General features: G+C 70.2%; 15 protein-coding genes and 1 pseudogene. 8 read left to right on the top strand and 8 right to left on the bottom strand.

Features of this window, described 5'->3' with window-relative positions:
- Positions 1-192: 192 nt before the first annotated feature.
- Positions 193-1614, bottom strand: coding sequence for a hypothetical protein (locus tag ACZ4UU_RS40565; protein ID WP_471908444.1), 1422 nt, complete (start codon positions 1612-1614; stop codon positions 193-195).
- A gap of 658 nt (positions 1615-2272) precedes the next feature.
- Between ACZ4UU_RS40565 and ACZ4UU_RS40560 the strand changes: the two genes are divergently transcribed.
- From ACZ4UU_RS40560 to ACZ4UU_RS40545, 4 genes are all read left to right on the top strand, one after another.
- Positions 2273-3346, top strand: a complete 1074-nt coding sequence (locus ACZ4UU_RS40560; protein ID WP_471908443.1) for a DNA-binding protein — start codon at positions 2273-2275, stop codon at positions 3344-3346.
- 288 nt (positions 3347-3634) lie between these two features.
- Positions 3635-4510, top strand: coding sequence for a nuclease (locus ACZ4UU_RS40555; RefSeq protein ID WP_471908442.1), 876 nt, complete (start codon positions 3635-3637; stop codon positions 4508-4510).
- Between the two features lie 1124 nt (positions 4511-5634).
- On the top strand, positions 5635-6186 hold the full coding sequence (locus tag ACZ4UU_RS40550) for a hypothetical protein (RefSeq protein ID WP_471908441.1): 552 nt from the start codon (positions 5635-5637) through the stop codon (positions 6184-6186).
- Positions 6187-6471: 285 nt separating this feature from the next.
- Positions 6472-6918 carry a hypothetical protein gene (locus ACZ4UU_RS40545; RefSeq protein ID WP_471908440.1) on the top strand — a complete coding sequence of 149 codons (447 nt, stop codon included), beginning with the start codon at positions 6472-6474 and terminating at the stop codon, positions 6916-6918.
- 1023 nt (positions 6919-7941) lie between these two features.
- On the opposite strand, the gene ACZ4UU_RS40540 is transcribed toward ACZ4UU_RS40545, so the two are convergent.
- The gene (locus tag ACZ4UU_RS40540; protein ID WP_471908439.1) at positions 7942-8862 is read right to left on the bottom strand and encodes an NADP-dependent oxidoreductase; all 921 of its coding nucleotides are present in this window, start codon (positions 8860-8862) and stop codon (positions 7942-7944) included.
- An 868-nt stretch (positions 8863-9730) separates the two neighbouring features.
- Positions 9731-10114, bottom strand: coding sequence for an FtsX-like permease family protein (locus ACZ4UU_RS40535; protein WP_471908455.1), 384 nt, complete (start codon positions 10112-10114; stop codon positions 9731-9733).
- 550 nt (positions 10115-10664) lie between these two features.
- Here ACZ4UU_RS40535 and ACZ4UU_RS40530 point away from each other — a divergent pair.
- Positions 10665-10802 (top strand): annotated as a pseudogene (locus ACZ4UU_RS40530) (response regulator transcription factor); the annotation flags it as partial.
- Between the two features lie 411 nt (positions 10803-11213).
- On the opposite strand, the gene ACZ4UU_RS40525 reads toward ACZ4UU_RS40530, so the two are convergent.
- The 4 genes from ACZ4UU_RS40525 to ACZ4UU_RS40510 form a co-directional block, all read right to left on the bottom strand.
- Complete coding sequence (locus ACZ4UU_RS40525) at positions 11214-11567, bottom strand: hypothetical protein (protein WP_471908438.1); 354 nt, start codon at positions 11565-11567, stop codon at positions 11214-11216.
- A 129-nt stretch (positions 11568-11696) separates the two neighbouring features.
- Positions 11697-12221, bottom strand: a complete 525-nt coding sequence (locus tag ACZ4UU_RS40520; protein ID WP_471908437.1) for a hypothetical protein — start codon at positions 12219-12221, stop codon at positions 11697-11699.
- Positions 12222-12223: 2 nt separating this feature from the next.
- Positions 12224-13333 carry a helix-turn-helix domain-containing protein gene (locus ACZ4UU_RS40515; protein ID WP_471908436.1) on the bottom strand — a complete coding sequence of 370 codons (1110 nt, stop codon included), beginning with the start codon at positions 13331-13333 and terminating at the stop codon, positions 12224-12226.
- A 180-nt stretch (positions 13334-13513) separates the two neighbouring features.
- Positions 13514-13792: a hypothetical protein gene (locus ACZ4UU_RS40510; protein WP_471908435.1), complete on the bottom strand. Its 279-nt coding sequence runs from the start codon at positions 13790-13792 to the stop codon at positions 13514-13516.
- A gap of 421 nt (positions 13793-14213) precedes the next feature.
- Here ACZ4UU_RS40510 and ACZ4UU_RS40505 point away from each other — a divergent pair, with 421 nt between their 5' ends.
- Positions 14214-14744, top strand: a complete 531-nt coding sequence (locus ACZ4UU_RS40505; RefSeq protein WP_471908434.1) for a proline dehydrogenase — start codon at positions 14214-14216, stop codon at positions 14742-14744.
- 75 nt (positions 14745-14819) lie between these two features.
- Here the strand turns inward: ACZ4UU_RS40505 and ACZ4UU_RS40500 are convergent, their stop codons facing one another.
- A complete protein-coding gene (locus ACZ4UU_RS40500; RefSeq protein WP_471908433.1) occupies positions 14820-16736 on the bottom strand; it encodes a hypothetical protein in 1917 nt (638 codons plus the stop codon).
- A 728-nt stretch (positions 16737-17464) separates the two neighbouring features.
- On the opposite strand from ACZ4UU_RS40500, the gene ACZ4UU_RS40495 reads away from it, so the two are divergent.
- Both ACZ4UU_RS40495 and ACZ4UU_RS40490 read left to right on the top strand, forming a co-directional pair.
- Positions 17465-18409 (top strand): RNA polymerase sigma-70 factor, encoded by a 945-nt coding sequence (locus tag ACZ4UU_RS40495; protein WP_471908432.1) that lies wholly within the window; start codon positions 17465-17467, stop codon positions 18407-18409.
- 181 nt (positions 18410-18590) lie between these two features.
- Positions 18591-19835 carry an NAD(P)/FAD-dependent oxidoreductase gene (locus ACZ4UU_RS40490; RefSeq protein ID WP_471908431.1) on the top strand — a complete coding sequence of 415 codons (1245 nt, stop codon included), beginning with the start codon at positions 18591-18593 and terminating at the stop codon, positions 19833-19835.
- The last annotated feature ends 209 nt before the right edge of the window (positions 19836-20044 follow it).

Here is a 20044-nt window from a genome sequence, read left to right as displayed (position 1 = left end):
CGCCACAGGACTCTCCGACGTCACCCTCAACGACATCGACTACCTCGACCTCGACTACTGAACCCGGCAGCAACCGGGAGCCCGGACCTGCTCGTTGAGCCGAAGCACGATCGTTGTCACCAAGGCAGGCGTGCTGTCACCAGGGCCACCGGGGGGCGAGTGCTGAGCCGAGTTCTGGACCGCGGTGCAGTCTCAGCTGTCCACCCCGGCTTCCCACTTGCGTCGGCGCAGCATGTGGTCGCTGAAGAGGTATCGGCTCTGGTCGAGCAGTTCACCCACCTCTGCGTCGCCGCACCGCCCGTCAGGCGACGGATGCCAGCGCTGCACTGATTGCGCGGCCCAGGTGCGCAGCTTCATATCCGGGTCCTGGAGCAGACCGACCGCCGCCCGTAGCGCCACGGTGCCGCCGCGCGCGTCGAGCAGCCGGAACGCGCCGACGCGGACGTGCCGCGGCCGATCGGTACTGGTGCGCTCCAATAGCCAGTCGGCGGGCAGTTCCTTGGCCGATGGCAGCAGGGCGGCGGCGGTCTCGCGGACGACACCGGCGGCAGGGTCGTCGAGGAGTGGCCGCACCTGCTCCGCATCCGCGCAGTCCAGCGCCCGCAGCCCTGCCACCGCTCGCGCCCGCACCCCGGCCGCCGGGTGCACGAGCAGTAGCCGCAGCAGCCCGGCGTCCGCGCGGTTCCCGCACTCGGCCAGCCCGATGACCGCACCGGGCGGCAAATCGGGGGCGTCCGGTATCGTGCACCGCTCCCGGTACCAGACCGCCGGGTCAACACCCTGCTGTCGTACGACATACCGGGCACAAGCACGCACGAGCGCGGAACGGTCGCTGAGAAACGGCTCCGCCTGATCTGCCCGCCCCGCCCGTCTCAGCGCGGTGACGCCGGCCGAACGGGTACGCGGGTTGCGTGCGGACAGCAGTGAAGGCAGCACTCCCTCGTAGGCATCCTCATCCCCCAGAGCCGTGAGCGCCGCTGTGGCACACAGGTCCTGGACCACGGTGTCCTGGTCCCGTGCGGCCGCGCGGGCCAGCTCAGCGGGATGGAGCAGTTGGCCCTCGATGGCAAGCCGGTACGCGAACCGCCGGACGATGCGGTCGGGGTCGGCGAAGAGAACGGCGAGCTGCCCGTGGGACGCCTGACGCAGGATCTGGCCGAGCACATCGACGCCGAAGGCACCTCTGTCGCGGCGGCCGACGCGGAGGATGAGCGGCGCGAGGTCGAGGGCAGAGTCCACGTTCAGGGCCTCGCGCAGCAACTTCCGGGCGTGCTCGCGCACTGGGCCGACCCAATCGGCGCAGCGGATCACGACCAACGGCAGCAGACCGGGGTATCGGACCGACTGACGCACCGCCTCCTGACGGATCCTCCCGTCGCGGTGGCAGAGGGCGAGTGCGAGCCGAGACTTGCCGAGCTGATTCAGGTCGGCGGGCAGTGGGGCGGAGTGCTCCCATCCCGGCAGGAACTCCGGGCGGTGCCAGGCCACCTCACGCACTCCTGCGTCCAGCGCAAGCCAGTCAGCGGGGTCGGCGACATCAAGCGTGCTGTGAAGCGGCGTACCTCCCGCGAGCCGCGTTGCTGCCGCTGTCCCGTCCTCGATGTCCTCAAGCATTCCGCCCCTCCAGCAGTCATACCAGGTGATCGTAGGGGCGGGGTTCGCGTAGGGCGCGCGAAAGATGGCCCGTGATCGCCAAGGGCCGCCGTTCGGCACCCTGCCCACCAGAAGCCGAACGCGGTGACATCGCCCCTGCTTCGCTTGCCGCTGGTGACAGGTAGCGCGCCGCATCGGTGATAACCACCATGCTTTGTCCTACTGAAGCCGCGCGCCAGCCGATGCCGGTGGTGACAGCTATCGTGCTTCGGCACAGTCGCGGTGCGAGTCGAAGAAGGCATCGGGGGTGAGGTGTGGCCGCAGGGGTGTTGCGAACCGTGCCGCTGGCGGGAGAGCTGACCGCGTCGCTGATCAGCCGGGTGGCTGCCCGCTACGGTCTCGCAGCCAGCAGCGTGATGCAGCTGTGGACGTGCCGCAACTCCCCCACCCGGCACGATGGCGGCGGTGTGAGGGCAGATGCGGAGGTCGTCCTGAACGGGGCCGGGCGGGGTGTGCTCGCCGAGCTGTGCGGGGTAGAACTGGCGGTGCTGGTGCACGCTCTTCCGTCGTTCACCGTGGACGATCCCAAGATCAGCACCGGCCGGGCTGCCTCCCTGGCGCAGGCACGGTGGCGGGCGGCGGCCGCGGTGGCGGGGGAAGCAGCGTTCAGCTGCCGACTGTGCACGGCGCGGCGCACCGGGCAGGCGCTGCGGGCAGTGTGCGGTATCTGCCGCGCCGGCAGCGGGTCTGCCTGCGGCACGGGCGCTGGCTGCTGGACGCGGACGCCGACCAGCCGTTGGAACACCTCGATCTGCGCCTGCTGCCGGAGGTGGTGGCCGCGCAGCGGCGGTGGCCGGGCGTGGCACGGCGTGCGGTGCGCGCCGGGGTGGAGCCGGAGCAGGCGTTCACGCTGGCGCATGCGGTGGTGGCCCGCTGGTGGGAGCAAGCTCTGTACTGGGGGCAGGAGGAGATCTGGCCGTGCCGTCTGCACCACTTGGCGGGCGGCAACGCGGGATCGCGGCTTGAGTGGTGGCGGATCGTGGGCCGGGACGCGGCGATCTTCCCGGAAGTGGTGGCCGTGGCGCAGGCGCTGCTGGAGCCGGCGATGGCCGAGGTGGCCTGGCGGGCAAGCGGCGGGATGCGGCCTCGGGTGCGGGGCGCCGACGATGCGTTCTGTCACCGGCTGGGCGAGTTGGTGGGCCGCACCTGGCTGGGACCCGAGCTTGCGGCCGACCGTGGCAGCCCGCTGAACGGCTGGAGGGGTGCGATCGTGCGCGCCCGCCGCCGTGAGACGGGGCCGCCGGGGTGGCGGGAGGATCCGTGGCGGCTGAAGCGGGAGCAGCAGCCCGCCACGATGGCCGGTCAGCTGCGCGTCCTGGCGGCAGAAGCCCAGTCGGGCGGCTCGGGGACCCGGTGGCGGGCTACGGTGAGCGCCGAACAGCGGTTTCGCATCACGCAGTTGGTCGACGAGGCGCGCGAACAACTGGTGGAGCTGCGCGGCGTGCACAGCGGCACCACCGCCGAGGTGGCCCGCACCCTGCTGGAGCACCTCAGCCACAGTGCCGCCCTGATCGACCAAGCCCTCGTGCACACCGCCACCGCAGCCGTCGCTGCCGGGGTGGCACTGGAGGAGGTCGCCGCATGGTCCCGCCTGCCCGCCCAGCCAGCGCTGTCTCAGCCCATGAACATGTCGAGTCGGAGGTCAGCGCCCAGTGCCTGCCACATCCGTGAAGGCGGCGGCCCAGCTCGGTAACGTACGGGGCGTGCAGAGGGCCCCGTACTCCGTCGTCGGCGCCATCGTGCTCGACCACAGGGGCAACCGGCCGCTCTGGGAGTGCTACATCCTGGACGGCCTGATGGCCGCGGAGTGCTGCGGTCGGTGAGAACCCCGTGAGCGCCCGGTGCGGTTCAACGTCTCCCTTCGCAGACGTTGAACCGCCAACAGGACCCCCGGGCGCCGCGGACGCATAGTGAGGAGTGGCCGTGCGGCGTCCGTCCGCGCATTTCTGGCCGCTACCAGGCGTCCGTGAGGAGGCCCCCCATGCCGTACACCCGCATCCAAGGCGAATTCCGGATCGTGGGGACGAGCCCGGACGGGGACACGGTCCGGTTCTACCCGGACGACCCGGCAGTGTGGGACACGATCCCCGGCCCGGTTCCCATTCAGATCCGCGGCCCCGGCGGAGCCAATCTGCGCCTGGAGGGCGTCGACGCCCTGGAGACGCACTTCGATCCCCCCTTCGTCGGTGGGGGCGTGCTGCACCAGCCCAAGGCGCAGGCCGAGGGGGCGGCCGCCGAATTGCTGCGCCTCCTCGGGTTCGGCCCCGTACAGCGCACTCCGAGCGGGAAGGTCAAGGCCCCCACCAACCCCGCCGCCGTCCGCGGATACGTCCTGACCCGCGGCGGTGACCCGCTCGGCCGCTGCATCGCCTTCACCGGGCCCGGCGCAGGACCCGACGCCGATGCCGACGGCAATGTCTTCTTCACGCCGGCCATGCTGCACGAGACCGTCAACCACAAGCTGCTCGCCAAGGGCTTCGTCTATCCGACCTTCTACCGGTCCCTCTTCCCCGACCTGCGCAACGACATGACCGCGACCGCGCACAAGGCCCAGGCCGACGGCGAGGGGCTGTGGCCGCTCGACAAGACTCAGAAGCCCACGGCAGTCGTGGGCCCTCCGGAGGTCAGCAAGGACGTCATCCTGCCCAAGTTCTACCGGCGGCTCGGCGAGTACGTGCTGCTGAACGACGGAGACCCCGACCTCGGCGGTTTCGTGGTGTTCCTGCGGCGCAAGGCGGACACGTTCACCATCCTTTCCACCGGGCACACCAGCACCGGCCTCGACCTCATCGTCGAGGTCCACGACAGCAAGGCCCGCTGGACCCACGACATCGAGGACATCGTCTTCGACAACTGAGCCCGCGTTCCGAGTGCACCCGCGGACCGAGCGAGCCCGTACACCGGCGGGAGGGAAACATCCGGAACGTTGCGGCTGGAGATGGACAAGCGGCTCGTCTCTCGGTCTGCCGGTCGCCGTCCCCAGCCTGGGGCGGCCGTCAGCCGAGTCGAGCGAAACGGCCGCGCCGAGGACTGGGCAGAGCGTCAGGTGCGGCGGCGGATGACGACATCAGCCAGCCGTAGTGCTTGCGGTAGCCGCTGCCCCCAGGTTGAGCCCGCCGCTCCCCCGTAGCTGCCTTCCGAAGCGTTCGGCGCGCCAAGGCCTCACCACGGGGTGACCACTGCCACTTGCCCTGCTCGTCGTACGTTGAGGTGGGCGCCCCCTCATTGGCTCCACGTGGCGGCCGCCGGTGTCGTACTTCCGCCGAATCGACGAGTGCCAACACACCAAGCTGAGCCGTGTGCGCCGGCGCGCAGCGCGGTCTGCTGCCGTGCCCCTCCAGTCCGGTGTCGTCGGGAGCACCCAGGCCTCAAGAGCGTAGGCGAGCTGGTCACCCTAGATGGCCGCCGCCAGATATACCTTGGGTCGTCGCTCTTGGGAGCCCAGCTGATCTCTGCGGTGTGGCCGGTCGTCTTCTTCAGATGCAGGCACGCGGTCGTTCCTTGCGACACAGGGATACGGCCCCTGCCGGTGGATCGGCGGGGCCGTACTGGCCGTGCCAGGTACTGGAGTTGGTGCCCAGCTCTCGGACACCGTCCGCCTCGGCCGGGCCGACGATGTCGCCGAGGTCACCGCCGCCCAGGTCCGCAAGGTGGTCGTCGATTGCCGGTCTCCGGTGGGACCGGGCCCACGGGGTCGGACAGTTGCTGTGGGGAGAGGGCACCCCGGGCACTCAACGCCGTCCTGCCGCACCCGTGCTCTGTCCCACCGGCGTCCCAGCGGGTCAGCGGAAGCACGAGGTCCTTACCTGTTTCGGCGTCCCAGCGTCCCATGGGACACCGATTCCTTGTGCGCCGTCGGAGCGCACTGCCAGCGTCGGCATCCCTCGGGGCATGCCCGGGACTCCACGCCTGCCGGACCACCAGGACCAGCAGGCGCGGGGCTGTCGGGCTGCCCCCGTCACACCTCACGGAGGGAAAGTCATGAATGCTCGCAAGGGTGCCGAGCGGGCCCGCCGGCCAATGGCGATGATCGCCTCGGTCCTGCTCATCACAGGTGTCTCGACCGGTGCCGCCGCGGCGGACGATGCGCACGACGGGAAGCGGGACGGAAAGTACTGCGTTGTCGAGGTCGGCAAGTCGGTCGGCGGGGGCTTCTCCCCGGTGAAGTCCCAGACGTGCAGCAACGACCCGATTTCGTCGGCCTTCAGGGCGGCGGCCGCACCCAAGATTCTGCTCATGGAGTGGTTCTGGAACGCCTACAACAGCCCGGGGGACGTCACGCGCATCGTCGTGTCGGACGCGGACCAGCGCTGCGACTCATCCGGCTACCGCCTGCGGCCGAACCTCATCTGGGACAACGAGATCTCCGGCTTCTACACGTACAGCTACTGCCGTGAGGTGACCATCTACGACGGTTACGACCGGGACGGCGACTCGAAGTACTGGTACGACGGAACGGGCGACGGGCCCAACGTGCCGTATGTCGGCGATTGGATGAACGACCGGACCAGCTCCCTCTGGATCCGGGCCTGACCAGCGATCCCCACGCGGCCCCCAGGCAGAGCGCCGGCTCGATCCGCCGGATCGCGGATTGATCCGGCCGGCCAGGTCACGTAGTTCGCCAGAGCGTTTGCGGCCGCTGCCTGCCGGCTGGTCCCGGCAGCCCCCCGGTGCCCAGCGCACAGTGCCCGGCTACAGCTCCGCCGGCACCACCACTCATGGCAAGGTCCACGACTTCGACTTCACGAGCGTCCCATGCGACGACTCGCGATCTCCAAAAGAGGAGGAATTCGAGAAATGAGGACGAAAATCGCCAGAATGCTTACGGCGCTCGCTGTCGCCATGGGCATTTTGCTGACTGGTTCACCAGCCAGGGCCGACGGCGAAGAGTTGCGGCGTGACATATTCCTTGCCAGCCGCGCGGGCGACTATGGCGGATATACGACAATCATTCCCAACGACAGGCGGATCTGGCTGGCCGCAGGGAACTATCACTGGACCCACGAGTGGACCGAGCTTTACCCGTGGGGAACGGCTCGGACCGCGTACAACTTGCGGCTGGGGCAGGGATGGCACTACTGGAACTGCCATGTCTTCCCGCACCCGACCAACTTCTGGCGTTATCAGACCAGATGCTATCTGCGCCCGGAGGGGAAGGGAAACATATACTCCCCGATGCTTGAGATCCAACCGCATGGCTGGGCCGAGTGGAATGGATACCTCGGATCCGACTACATCTGGGAAAGTACCTTGACCCTACTGTAGAACGGGCCAGGCGAGTGAATGGCCGGGGCGTCCTGGGCAGGATTCCCCGGCTCCCGCTGTCCGGCCGTGCCCACGGGAGCCCAGGTGGCGGTGGCCACGTCGACCGCTGGATGATTCTCTTCGGAGATGCCCACAGCTGACATGACCGCTCCCAGGTGGTGTGGCCGGGCAGGGTCGGAAGTGTGACCTCGTCGACGAACGCGCTCATGAAAGTCGTGCAAAGCCTCTCTGGCCTGTACCTCGCCGTAACAGTCGACGTACTCGTGGCCGACCTGGTGGTCGCGGGCGGGAGGTTGCGCCAGCCCCGGGCCTGCGCTTGTCACCTCAAGAACCAGCCCGGGGACGTCCTCTGCCGCGCCGCTGCGCGGGGCGAGGGCGTTCTCTAGCTGGGTGAGGTGACCGGCGAAGGGCTGGTGGTTGGCGAGCGTGAAGGGCGGGTTGCGGCAGGCCAGGGGTTGGCAGTCGGACAGCACCGGCTGGGTGCCGGAGCTCGGCGGGCGTCGTTCGGTTCAGGGCGCGGTCGAGGCTGTAGACGCAGGTGACGAAGGTCCCCGGGTCCACGTGTGGGTCGTGCCGGGCCACGATGCGGCGTAGGCAGACTTCGTCGGTGCCGCCGGTCCAGCAGTGTCGGCGCCCGTCTCAGCGAGGAACTGGCCCCAGATGAGGGCCTCTTCGGCTTCACCTCGTCACGGAACCGGGAGTCACTGGTGCCGGCGTAGCCTCGAACATGTGGCTGCCTTGGTGGCGGTGTTGCAGGGCTCCTGCGATGGTCCCGCCGGGACGGCGGGCGATGGACCAGGCCAGAGTCCTGCGGAACTGGCGCGTGGTCAGCCGTGGCTGCCTGCCCCGGTGAAGGGGTATCCCGTCCGTACGGCCGCGGTCGCATGTCGGATACGCGTGCTGTGGTTCCGTTCCTCGCACCGTTCTGGTCGGTCTCATACGCGCCGTCCGGCGTCACTGCCCCCGTCCCGTGCCGGGCGGCCGCCGAGCTGATGCGGCTCGGTGGCTCGCCGGCCCGCCGGCTCAGTCCTCGGCGACGCGGATGATCGTCTTGCCGTGAGTCCGCTTGTCCGGTGTGAACGCGGCGACCGCTTCGGTGAGCGGCCGCACGTCACCGATGATCGGCTTGAGGCGTCCGTCCCGCACCCGTTGGGCGAGGTCGCTCAGGCGGACACGGTCGGGTTCGACGACGAAGAAGACGGCCCGTCCGTCGTGGGGGTGGACGGTGACGGGCTCGGCGATGGTGACCAGGGTGCCGCCGGGGCGGACCAGAGCGGTGGAACGTTCGAGGATTTCGCCGCCGATCACGTCGAACACCACGTCGACGTCGCCGATGTCCTCCAGCTTCTCGGCCTGGAGGTCGACGAAGGCGTGGGCGCCCAGACCCAGTGCAGTGTCGCGGTCGTCGGCGCGTCCTGTGCCGATCACCTGGGCGCCCGCCGCGCGGGCCAGTTGCACGGCGATCGAGCCGACGCCGCCCCCGGCTCCGTGGATGAGGACGCTCTGCCCGGTTCGGAGATGGGCGTGGTCGAACAGGGCCTGCCAGGCGGTGAGTCCGGAGATGGGCAGCGCGGCGGCCGTGACGTGGTCGACGTCGGCGGGGAGCGGGGCGAGGTTGCGGGCTTCGACCGCGGTGTACTGGGCCAGGGTGCCGTTGCGGGCCCAGTCGGTCAGGCCGTACACGCGCTGCCCGATGGTCAGGCCGGTGGTGCCGTAGCCGAGTTCGGTGACGACGCCGGACAGTTCGTGGCCGGGCACGCTCGGGGTCCGGTCACGTCCGGCCCGGTCGGTCCAGGTGCCGGGCCACTCCAGCTCGCCCGGCGTGAAACCGGCGGCGTGGACCTTCACGATCACGTCGTTCTCCGCGGCGTGTGGGTGGGGCAGCTCGGCGAGGGCCAGTCCGCTGGCACCGGCCTCGCGGTCCTGAACGGTGATGGCTTGCATGAGGCATTCCTCCGGGGGGCGGGAGGTGGGCGCTGGTGTGCGCCGCGGTGGGCACCTTCGACCTTAGGATCCAGGCAGCCCAAGCATGTGGGCCATTCCTTCCCGCCTAGAGTGGGCCATTTGGCCAAGAGGACACCGAGTGTGACGTCTGGGCTGACCATCGTTGTCCGCCCCCCGGCACGAAGTGGCTGACGAGGCGCGCCGCTGGAAGACTGTCCATGCAGGCTCTGCATCGCGTCTGTCGCACTCGAACGAGTGAACCGGCTGACCAGCCCGTCTCAGGTACGTGGCCGATCGGCCACCGAGTGGCCACCGGTCGTGAGATTTGGCCACGGAATCTGAGATCCCCCACTGGAGCTGCTCGGGGGCGTCGCGGAGGTCTTCGCCATGCCCCGATCGTTTTGATCCGGTGCGATCAGCTTTGGATCGGTCACTTCTCCGGACTGATGACGTGGAAGCCTGGGGGCGGTTCCAGGGAACCGCCTCGACGACGGTTGTCGACCGGACATGGTGTGAGACCGCGACCGAGGCCGTGAGGCGTCTTACCGCAGTGGGCGCTCAAGCTGACTTGCTGTGCAGGTGGTGTGAGCGGGTGATGTCAATCGAGAACTGCCCGGTGGACGCCGGCCCGTGCTCGTCGCCCTTCTTGTCGCCGGACGGATGCCCCGCCGGCCGACCGAGAGCGGGCGCGCTCGCGAGCCGGCTCGCCGATCAGCAGCACCATGGGCCGAGGGCCAGAGCTGTGCCGCGGCGTATGCGGAGGCACGAGGACGAGTGAGCCGTGGTGCGACTGATGGCCTGTGCCTGTACGGCGGCCCGACCCCGCGGCCCTGGCGGACCCGGCCGGCAGCTCGCGCTCCGCCGGAGGCTACTCGGTGCGCAGCGCCGTGGCCGTACGCGCCCTGGCGGCCCAGCCTGCCGGGATCAGCGCGCCCAGCATCGCGATCACGACCCCGCCGAGCCCCAGCAGGAGCAGCCGGAAAGGCCCGTACACATCGAGGACGACCGACGGCAGGATGGTGCCGACGGCACGCCCCATCACCGGCATGACGACGTGGTGCAGCGCGTACCCGGCCGGGACCCCGAGCAGCCCGCCGATCACGCCGATCACGGCCACCGAGGCGAGCACGAGGCCCAGGATCTGCCGCGGCGACATGCCGATCGCCTTGCAGACGCCCAGGTCGTGGATGCGTTCCCGGGTGTCGAGGACCACGGAGTTGAGTACGCCGAGAGCGGCCACGATGATCAGCATGAGGGTGAGCAGCACCCCCATGGCGGCCATGATGAGGATGACGCCGTCCTGCCCCGACTCGGAACCGGTCGTGGCGTCGCCCCCCAGTGGCTGTACGACCGCGGCGGCCCTCTGGGCGTACTCGTCGGCGGAGACGCCGGACTTCGTCTCGACGAGGAAGGTGCTGGGCTCGGCCGAGGTGAAGTCGGCCATGTCCGCGTGGATCTCCAGCCGGCTGCCCGACGTGTCGAAGGACTCGCCCACGATCCGCAGGTTCGCGGTCTCCTTCTCGTAGGTCACCCGTACCGTGTCACCGAGCTTGGCGCTGGTCCTCTCCAGGAAGCGTGAGGGCACCACGACCTGTCCCCTGCCGGTGATCCAGTGCCCGGAGAGCATCTCGTAGCTGCCGGGGCGCGAATCGCCCTCGTAGAGGCTGGCCTGGATCGATCCTGAGACCCCGGCCACGGCGACCTCGGTCTGGGCCTTCCCGTAGTACGACTCCGTGCCCGGCTGCGACGTGATGGCGGACCGGACCTTCGCCGGGTCGGCGGCCTTGGGCTTCTTGGACGTCCGGCTGTTCCTCAGCCCCACCACGGTCAAGAGCCACGTCGGCCGCATCCTGTCGAAGCTGGACCTGCGCGACCGCGTCCAAGCCGTCGTCTTCGCCTACGAGACGGGGCTGATCGCCCCGGGCGAGGCGCCTGGATGATTGATTCCGAGGTCAGTGGTCGTAGCAGGTCAGTGACCGGATGGCTGGTTGGATCTGAGCCTCGCTGAAGCCTCCTGCCTCGGCATGGCGGGCGCACTCCTCGCCGGTGGTCGGCGCGGCCTTCTTCCTCAGCTCAGCGGCGGAGGATCCGTACGGGAGGCTGCACGCGCCTACTGGCAGTCCAAGGAGTTCGTGCGCACGAGGAGATACGCGAAGTCGCCGCCGCGCGCGAGGGCATGCATGCCGTGCGCACCCTACGTCGGAGGCCGCAGGTGCTGTCCCCGGCACAGGCCCTCGCATGCGTGAGCGCGTTGTTGAACGGCGATGCCCCAGCCCGCCGACATGACTCGCGACGGTTGACTTCTCCGTCGGGAATCGGGAATCCACCTCGAGCGGAGTTCGGGCCCTCGCTCAGTAGCCGGGCGGGATCCGGTCCTGCGGCACGTCAGCCACCTCTGCCGCGCCGTCCTCCATCTGCGCCCGCTCGGCCACGGTCGGGTCGGTCGAGTCCGAGATCAGCTCCGCGATGCGCAGGGTGCACTCCCATTCCGACAGCCTGCCTTTGATCACCACCAGGTATGTCTCCTGGTCGGCGTAGCGGTACACGTGACGCCGCTTCTCGACGATGTTCTTGCTCGGTACATAGGTGTGGAGGGCTGCACGGAGTGCCTCCAGCGCCTGGTCCTTCGTTTCCAGCCCACGGCAGATGAACTCGGTCCTGTACACGTCGCTGTAATACTCCGCGATCACAACCCAGCTGCCCATCCGCTCCCCCTCGACGCCGCTGTCAGTCAGCCACAGCCCAGTCTCCGGAGCAAGAGTGGCGGAGACCAGCGGTCGGCGTGGCCCGGTCCTGCCCCGAAGCAGTCGCCGCGGGGCAGGAGGTGCGTTCGCTCAGGCCGCGCGAAAGGCTGCGGCCCGAGGGCTGAGCTGTCGTACGACGTGGCGGTGGGCTGCGGTCGCCGACAGGACCAGGTAACGGACTTTGCTTGGGTCCAGACCCATGACACAGGCGGCGGCCATACTGCTGTAGCCGAGCCTGCAGTGCAGGACCAGCGCGTCGTACTGCTGCGCGGGACAGGCATCAAGACCGCGCGGCGCCGGAGCGGCGGCCTCCACGCGGGTGCGTAGCACCGCCCACGCCTTGGCCGACGGGTTGGGGTTACTGACGATCGCATGCCAGCCGACGGCAAGTTCACCGAGCACGCGGCACACCAGACGGTGGGCCTGTTGGGACGGCAGGTGGACGTGGCTGTAGTCGAGGTAGCTGTCGCGGTTGAGGACGCAGAATGCCTCGAAGGCAGGCGGCAGCGCCGGATCCAGGCGGGTCGGCCGGCGCGGCAGGCTGTGACTGGCCCGCTGGTGTGGAATGCGCGCCGGGGCGGTGGGAGTACGGACGGGCAGGCGTGTGGTGTGCATGATTATCCGATCACCTTGGCGACGGGGCCGGCTGCAGGTGGCAGCGGGGCGGCCAGAGCGGCACATGCGGCGTTCCAGAGGGGCCGAAGCGGCTGGGCTTCGGCGTTGAGGGCGTGTGCGAGTTCCTCCACGTCTTCCCAGGAGGGCAGGGCGGTGCCGTTGAGCATTCCGGTGATGGTGTGTGCGGTCAGGCGGGTGTGTTCGCCGAGCTGTTCGGTGTGGGGCCGGGCGGCGGCCAGGTGCAGTCCGCGCAAGGCGGCCGGCAGGCTCTGGCGCTGGCTGGGGGCCTGTCCGCGGGCCGCCACCCACAGGGGCTGGATCTCCGCCGGGTCTCCCCCGCAGGCGAGCGTGAACAGCCGGGTGACCTTCCAGGACGGGCAGCGTTCGCCGCTCAGGACACGGGAGACGTAGGAGGCTGATACTTCGGTGTCATCCGCGAGTTCGCGCAGGCTCTTGCCGCTGAGGCGCTGCAGGTGTGAGAGCGCGCGGGTGAGTACGGCGGCCGGGCCGGCCGGGTTGCGGTCGGGGTCCCGGGCCCGGGACGGTGTCATCTCTCCCCCATCGGCTGCCGACCCGCGCTGGCCGGGGATGCGGGGAACCGGCGCGGTCCGGGACCCCGGGGGTGTCGGTAGGGCGGCCTGGCGCGGGAGGCGGACACGTGTCCGTGTGCGCAGGGGACGGCTCTCCATCCGGCGGCGTACGGCGTCCGCGGAGAGTTTGCGGGTGAGTTGCTCGGGGGGCAGCCCCAGGCACTGTGCGATGTCGGGGTTCTTCTGGCGCTGGTCGCGTGCCTGCTGGATGAGGGCGGCCTTGAGGTCTTCGAGGTCGCCCTCGACGGTGCGTATGAGGCTCAATGCGGCCAGGGGCTGTTGTGCGCGGGCCCGATACAACAGGTGGTTGACCACCCGGCCGAGGTCGGCCGCGACCTGGTCGGTGAAGTCGTTGTGGGCGACAGCGTCGGGGGTGGGCGACTTCTCGCGAGCCCTGCGGTAGGCGCGTCCGCAGGCGTCGCTGCAGTAGGTGCGCGGCCGACCCGAACCGGCGTTGCGGCCGATCGGTTTGCCGCAGTGGGGGTTGAGGCAGTAGGCCGGGCCAAAGTCTTTCGGAGTCATGACAGGGACATCCCTTCCGCGGACGTGCCTACCGGGAGCAGGCAGGTGCGGAAATGAGCAGATACGCAGAACTCGTCTCTGCGTTCTCCACGCATCGGCGCACCCGGCAAGTGCGTCTGCCGCGCTCCCGGTGTCCGCCGCCCGTGCAGCCTCGACTGCCGGGCGGCGGACACGTATTCGTCAGGCGGTGCGAAGCCGCCGGTAGCGCAGATGCGAGCGCCGTGTTGCAGCCAGCAGTACGCAGACCGCGGTTGCGGCGAGTTCCAGCGCCTCGGGCCGCAAGATCAGCACGATGCCAAGGACGGGGGCGGCAAGGAACGCCCCTACCTGCATGTTGACTTCCCTGTCATGCAGATCGCGGGTTTCAACTGCGGCCTGCTGCGGGATGCTACGGTCGAACCGCTTGGGCCGGACCAGATCCAGTGAACGGCCGAAGCCAAAAGTTCGGTCAGGGGGCATTCCAACTCCTTGGTCGAGAAGAAGAGTTGAGTTGGGCCCCGGTCTGGTATCCCGCCGTGCCGGGGCTCACTCGTGCGTTGAGGGGAAGCTACATGCTTACTCAAACGAACGCCTACCGCTACCGTACGTAAATGACATGGCTGCGGTATCCGACACCTCCGCACACGCACAACGCTCAACTTCAGCCACAGCACGGTCGAAACCGGTCCCCCGCGCCCCCGGAACGCTCAAGCCCTTCACCGAGACAACACAACGACGGAAAGACACGGCTGTCCCACCCGCCTCACACACCGTCACCAACCGGAGGGAAGACCGGCTCGACCAGGTCCGAGAGCGGCACCGCCCCGAACGGATCATCCCGCAACCCGGTCCCGCTTCTGGCCGCACCTCAACTTGGCCTCGCAGTCGGCAGAATGAGGTCATGGACGCTGGACTCACCGCGCTGCTTGGCGCCGCCGTAGGCTCACTTGCCACCCTCGGCTCCGCGATGGTCACCGGGCGCGCGGCGGCGCGCTCGCAGTTCGGCCAGTGGCGTCGGCAGCACCGCCGGGAGGCCTACGCGAACTACCTGGGTGCGGTGTACGACCGCGATGCCGCCCTGGACGCGGTGCGCGACGCACTGCGAGCGGACCGGCCCGACCTGAGGGACGTCGACGAGAAGATGGAACGCTTCGCCGTCCAGGCTCGCGGAGTCCACCGGGCCGCCGAGTTCGTCATCCTCGAGGGGCCGCCTTCCGTGGTGGAGGCGCTTTACGGTGTGGTCCACGCCGCCGACGACCTCGCCGAGGTCATGCGCCGGATGGTGCGTGACGCCCACGCCCGGGACACGTCCCGCAAAGCAGACGATCTCGCGCTCGCCGCCGAGCGGGAGCACCTGCTGTATCAGGCCGTGAAGGGCCTGCGGGCAGCGGCCTCCGACGTCCTCGGTGACAGCCGGATACGTGCGGGCTGATCAGGCGAGTCGAAGGCGAAACGCCACTCATCGCGCAGCGGCGCCGTAGGCACCCTTGTCCGCCGTGCGGCGTGTTCAGCGCGGGGCTGCTGCTGCCGCAGCCGCGGTAAGGATGCGGTCCAGGACGCCGACCGGGATCGCCGGGTTGGTGACCGCCACGCATGCCGTGTCGCGGTCGTGCAACAGCTCGGCCAGGACGCGGGCCGGCAGCCGCGGACTGCGCACCACGATACTGCGGACCTGGGCCTCCGGGTCGTTCAGCAGCCGTACCGCATCGGCCGGTGACAGCCGGGGGTCCTCAGCCGCGCGGCGGCGCACCTCGGCTTCGGGATCGCGGGCCAGGCGTGCGACGTCGGCCGGTGTCGACTCCGGATCGTCCAGGGCCAGGCGGCGCATTCGCCCGCTGGGGTCGGCGATGTAGCGCAGCAGGCCCGCACGGGGGAAGTTGGGGTGGCTGCGGGGCCGGCCGGGGTGACTGAAGCTGCCGTCCCACCAGCGCCAGACCTCCAGCAGCAGGTCGGGGGGCGCGTCCTCGCACGATTCGGCCAGGAACAGGCGGACCACCCGGTCCTCGTCCCGCGCCAGGCGCGCCACGACATCCGGCGGGAGGTGGCGGGCTCGGGCCACACCGCGGCGGACCAGCGGGTGCGACGATGTGGCGAGACGGCGCATCGCGTCGGCGTCGCCGTGCAGGTCCTCGACCCAGGGCAGGGCGCGGGACATCGACGTCGGGTCGAAGTCGTGGCGGACCGCGGCACGTTGCGCCTCGGTGAGGCCGGGGCGCAACGCAACCGCGGAGCGGATGTCGTCCTGCGGGTCCTCCGCCAGCACGGCGACGCCGTGCGCGCCCAGGCCCGGGTTGGCGGCCAGCGCCCGACGTACCTCCGTGTCCCCGTCCCGGACCAGCTCCGCCTCCAACTCGGGCGCAAAGCGGCACCGTTCGAGCGCGCGCCGCGGGTCGGGCAGGGTGGCGAAAACCTCGCGAGTCATGGGTACGCCGGTGTGGTGGGCGAGCAGCGCAGCCGTTCGCACCGCGTGGTCGGTGTCGGCCAGCAGCCGCTCCCGCAGCGGTGCGGCGAGGTCCTCCCACCGGGCACAGGCCGCCGCCCGCACCCGGGGATCGGCGTCGGCCGCGAGGCCAGGCAGGTGCTGTGCGGGGAGCCCCGGGAGTTCGGCGGCCCGCGCGCGGGACGGGCCGGCGAGGAGATCGTCGTACAGGTCCTCGGGGAGTTCGGCACCCCAGAGGCAGGCGTGCTCCGCCCAGAGCACGCGTCGATCCGGCGACGGCTCGGCGCGGACCAGGCGTTCCCACTGACCGGACGTGAGCTTGGGCCGGAAGGTGTCGGCGGGTCTTGACCGCACGCGCGGATCGGGGTGCGCCACGGCGGCGTCCAGGACGGCGGTCCGGTCGCATACGTGCAGGAAGCCCTCCTCCACATCCAGCAGCCGGATCAGCAGTTCGTCCGTCGCGGCCGGATTGAGTCCGATCCCTTCCGCCCAGTGCAGCGGCCACGAAGGTTGGCCGGGCACCGTCGCCCACGCATCGGCTTGTTCGGCCTCCGTCTCACGCCCGGCCGCCGCGGCGGCCTCCTCCAGCCGCTCCGGCAGTCGGTCCATGGCCGTCACCCGCGGCCCGCTCGCGCCTGGCACCTCCGCCAGCAGCACCTGCCCGTCGAGGGAGAGCGCCACGAACCCGGGGTCGTCGGTCAACTCCGGCACGCCGCTCCCGGCATGCCCGACCCGGGTCCACCAGGAGTCGTTGCCACCGATCCGGTGCCTGAGGACGGCCACCAGGAACTCGCCGTCGCCATCGCGAAGACGGCGCCACCACGCGGCATCAAGCGCTGCGAGGGCCTCGCCGTCCGGCGCCGCGACCCCCCGCGCGATCCGCCAGGCGGCCTCTGGCGGGAACAGCCTGCCCGGGCGTACGTCCTCGACCACCGTGAGTCCGGCGCGGGCGAGTAGTCCGTGGAGTTCCTCCCGATGCTTCACGCGATCATGATCCCCGTCGGCTCACGACCGGACAAGGCCCTCAGCCCAGTCCCGACCGGCGCTCACCCACGTACTCGTCATTGACCGCGACACCGTTCGGGCGGCCCGAAGGAGCCAGCCCGCCGCTACGGGGGAAGCAGCGGGCCAGCCAGTCCCATGGTGTCGCAGCCACGCGCGACGCATGTCGCGAACCACCCGCCGTCCGGGTCCTGTTCATGATCAAGCGAGCTGCCTGACGGGCGGCGCTTGACGTGGACGGTTGAGGCGCCTGCATTCGGCCTTTCCGGTTGTGGCGGTCCGGACAGCGGCAGTTGCCTGCTCCGTCGGTCGTTACGCCAACGCGGGGTCGGCATTCGAACGCGCCTCAAACGGCCGCCCGGCCCTCCAACTTTGTTGTCCGCCGGTCAGGAGCGGCCGACGACATCACTGTCCGATCGTTCCAAGGATTTCGTCGGCCGGAGCGAAAGCGATGCTCCGTCGGCGAGGATTCCGGCATGCCGCGGGTTGGTACGTCGCCCGGTCGATGCGCACGCACGTGGGCCGTGGGCCTCCTACGAGCCAGGAGGGGATCTGATACCCACAGAAGTGGCTGTCGTGTGCGGCACCAGCGGAAGCCGTGCCGTCAACTTGGCGCTGAAGACGTGCGACCGGGGGCGCTTCGCGCGGGAACGGTTCCGGTGGCGAGCAGGGCATGTCTCGGCATTCGGAGATCCTCTAGGATCCGGGGCATGGCGCTGACGACGCACGACGTGGATCGGTTCGAGGCGACGAGGCCCCGTCTCGAGGCGATCGCCTACCGCCTCCTCGGCTCGGCGAGCGAGGCGGAGGACGCCGTGCAGGAGACGTTCCTGCGCTGGCAGGCGGCCGACGTCGACCGGATCGAGGTGCCCACGGCCTGGCTGACGAAGGTGCTCACCAACCTGTGCCTCAACCAGCTCACTTCGGCCCGTGCGCGCCGGGAGACCTACGTGGGCCAGTGGCTGCCCGAGCCGCTGCTCTCCGGCGACCCGATGCTCGGCCCGGCCGACACTGCCGAACAGCGCGAATCCGTCTCGTACGCGGTCCTCACCCTGCTGGAGCGCCTCTCCCCCAACGAGCGGGCGGTGTACGTGTTGAAGGAGGCCTTCGACTACCCGCACCGGGAGATCGCCGAGATCCTCGACATCAGCGAGGCCGCCAGCCAGCAGGTCTTCCACCGTGCGAAGAAGCACGTGGCGGCGGGCAAGGTCCGTACGGAGATCGACGAGGCGGTGGCCCGGCGGATCGTCGAGGAGTTCCTCGCGGCGGCCACCAGCGGGAAGACCGAGCCGCTGGTCAAGTTGCTCACCTCGGATGCCATCGCGGTCGGCGACGGCGGCGGAAAGGTCCCGGCCCGCGCCAAGGCGTTCGAGGGCGCTCTCGCGGTCGCGAAGTTCATGCGGGGACTGTTCAAACCGGCCCCGGTCAAGCGGGCCATGGTCGGCGGCTCCCCCGAGATCCACATCTCCACGGCCAACGGCGGTCCCGCGGTCCTTGCGGTCGTCGACGGCCGGGTCGTCGGGGTCATCTGCCTGGAGATCGGCGCGGACGGCATCGCCGCGTTCCGCACCCAGGTCAACCCCGACAAGCTGGAACGCGCGACCGAGGTGTGGGCGGCCTCCGAACACGGGGAACCCCTGTTCCACGCCTTCTGACGCACGCCGTCCGAGGGTTTCCCAAGGCCCTTCGGAATCCCTTCGGCGAACCGGGCACACCTTCCGGTGAGATTGTGACCTGCTTCACATCCTGTTCCTGTCAGGAAGGCGCGGGCCGCCCGGTTCAAGGGGCGTGACCGAACAAGGGCAAGCGTCGGAGCCTCGCAGACAGGAGCAGGAAATGCAGCACCGCATCATCGTCCTCGGAGCCGGCTACACCGGAGCCACGGCCGCCGGGCGCCTCGCCAAGCGGCTGCACCGCGCGGACGTCGCCGTCACCCTCGTCAACGCCGAGCCCGACTTCGTCGAACGCGTCCGGATGCACCAGCTCGCGGTCGGCCAGGAGCTCAAGCCCCGCCCCTTCGACGAGATGTTCGCGGGCACCGGCGTCGAGGTGAAACTCGCCGAGGTCACCGGTATCGACACCGACCGCGGGACCGTGACCGTCGTCGACGCGCACGGCGCCGGGGTGCAGGAACTGGAGTACGACACCCTCGTCTACGCCCTCGGCAGCGGCTGGAACTTCCAGAGTGTCCCCGGTACCGCCGAGCATGCCCACGAGATCTCCGGGCGCTCCGGAGCGCTCCGGCTGCGCGAGCGGCTGGCCCGCCTGGACGCGGGACAGCCCGTGGTGGTCGTCGGCGGCGGACTCACCGGCCTGGAGGCCGCGACCGAGATCGCCGAGACCCGCCCGGACCTGGACGTCGCCCTCGTGGCCCGTTGTGGCTTCGGCGACTGGCTCTCCGACAAGGGCCGAGGACATCTGCGGAAGGTCTTCGCCGGGCTCGGCATCACCGTGCACGAGCACACCACCGTCACCGCCGTCGAGGCCGACCGCGTCCTGACCGACGACGCGTCCGTCCCGGCCGCGGTCACCGTATGGGCCACCGGCTTCGCCGTCCACCCGATCGCCGCGGCCAGCACGCTGGAGGTCTCCGGCACGGGCCAGATCGTGGTCGACGCGACCATGCGCTCGGTCTCGCACCCGGAGGTGTACGCCGTCGGCGACGCGGCCCTCGTGACGGGTCCCGGCGACAAGCCGCTGCGGATGTCGTGCGCCTCGGGCGTGCCCACCGCGTGGCAGGCCGCCGACGTCATCGCTGCCCGCCTGACCGGCGGAAAGCTCCCGAAGGTCCCGATCCGCTACTTCCAGCAGTGCGTCTCGCTCGGCCGCAAGGAGGGCCTGATCCAGTTCGTCACCGCGGACGACCAGGCCGTCCCCAAGGCGCTCACCGGCCGCCTCGCCGCCCTCTACAAGGAAGTCATCTGCAAGGGCGCGGCCTGGGCGGTCGCCCACCCGACAGTGGGTCTGCCGGTCCGCCGCCGCCGGACGGTACAGCCGGCGAGCGGGGCGGGCCAGGTGGGTCAGGTGGGTGCGGGGAGCCCTGCGGGGCAGGCGGACTCGGCGGTGAAGGCCTCGGCTTGAGCCGTACGGCGCGGGTGGCCCCGGACAGCCGGGCTCGACCCGTACGGCGCGGCCTGGCCGTACGGCGCGGCCTGGCCGTACGGCGGAACGGGGCGCCCGACAGGAAGGGGCCCTACCGAGTCGCCCTCGCATCCCCGCTCACACCCGAGCCTTCGCAGCCCATGGTGTGACGCCGGCGGCAGACGATCGTGAACAGTACGACTTCGTAC

The sequence above is a fragment of the Streptomyces sp. NPDC028907 genome, from assembly GCF_055564995.1.
Note: the sequence above shows the minus strand (reverse complement) of the source record. Positions and strands in the feature narration are given on the sequence as shown.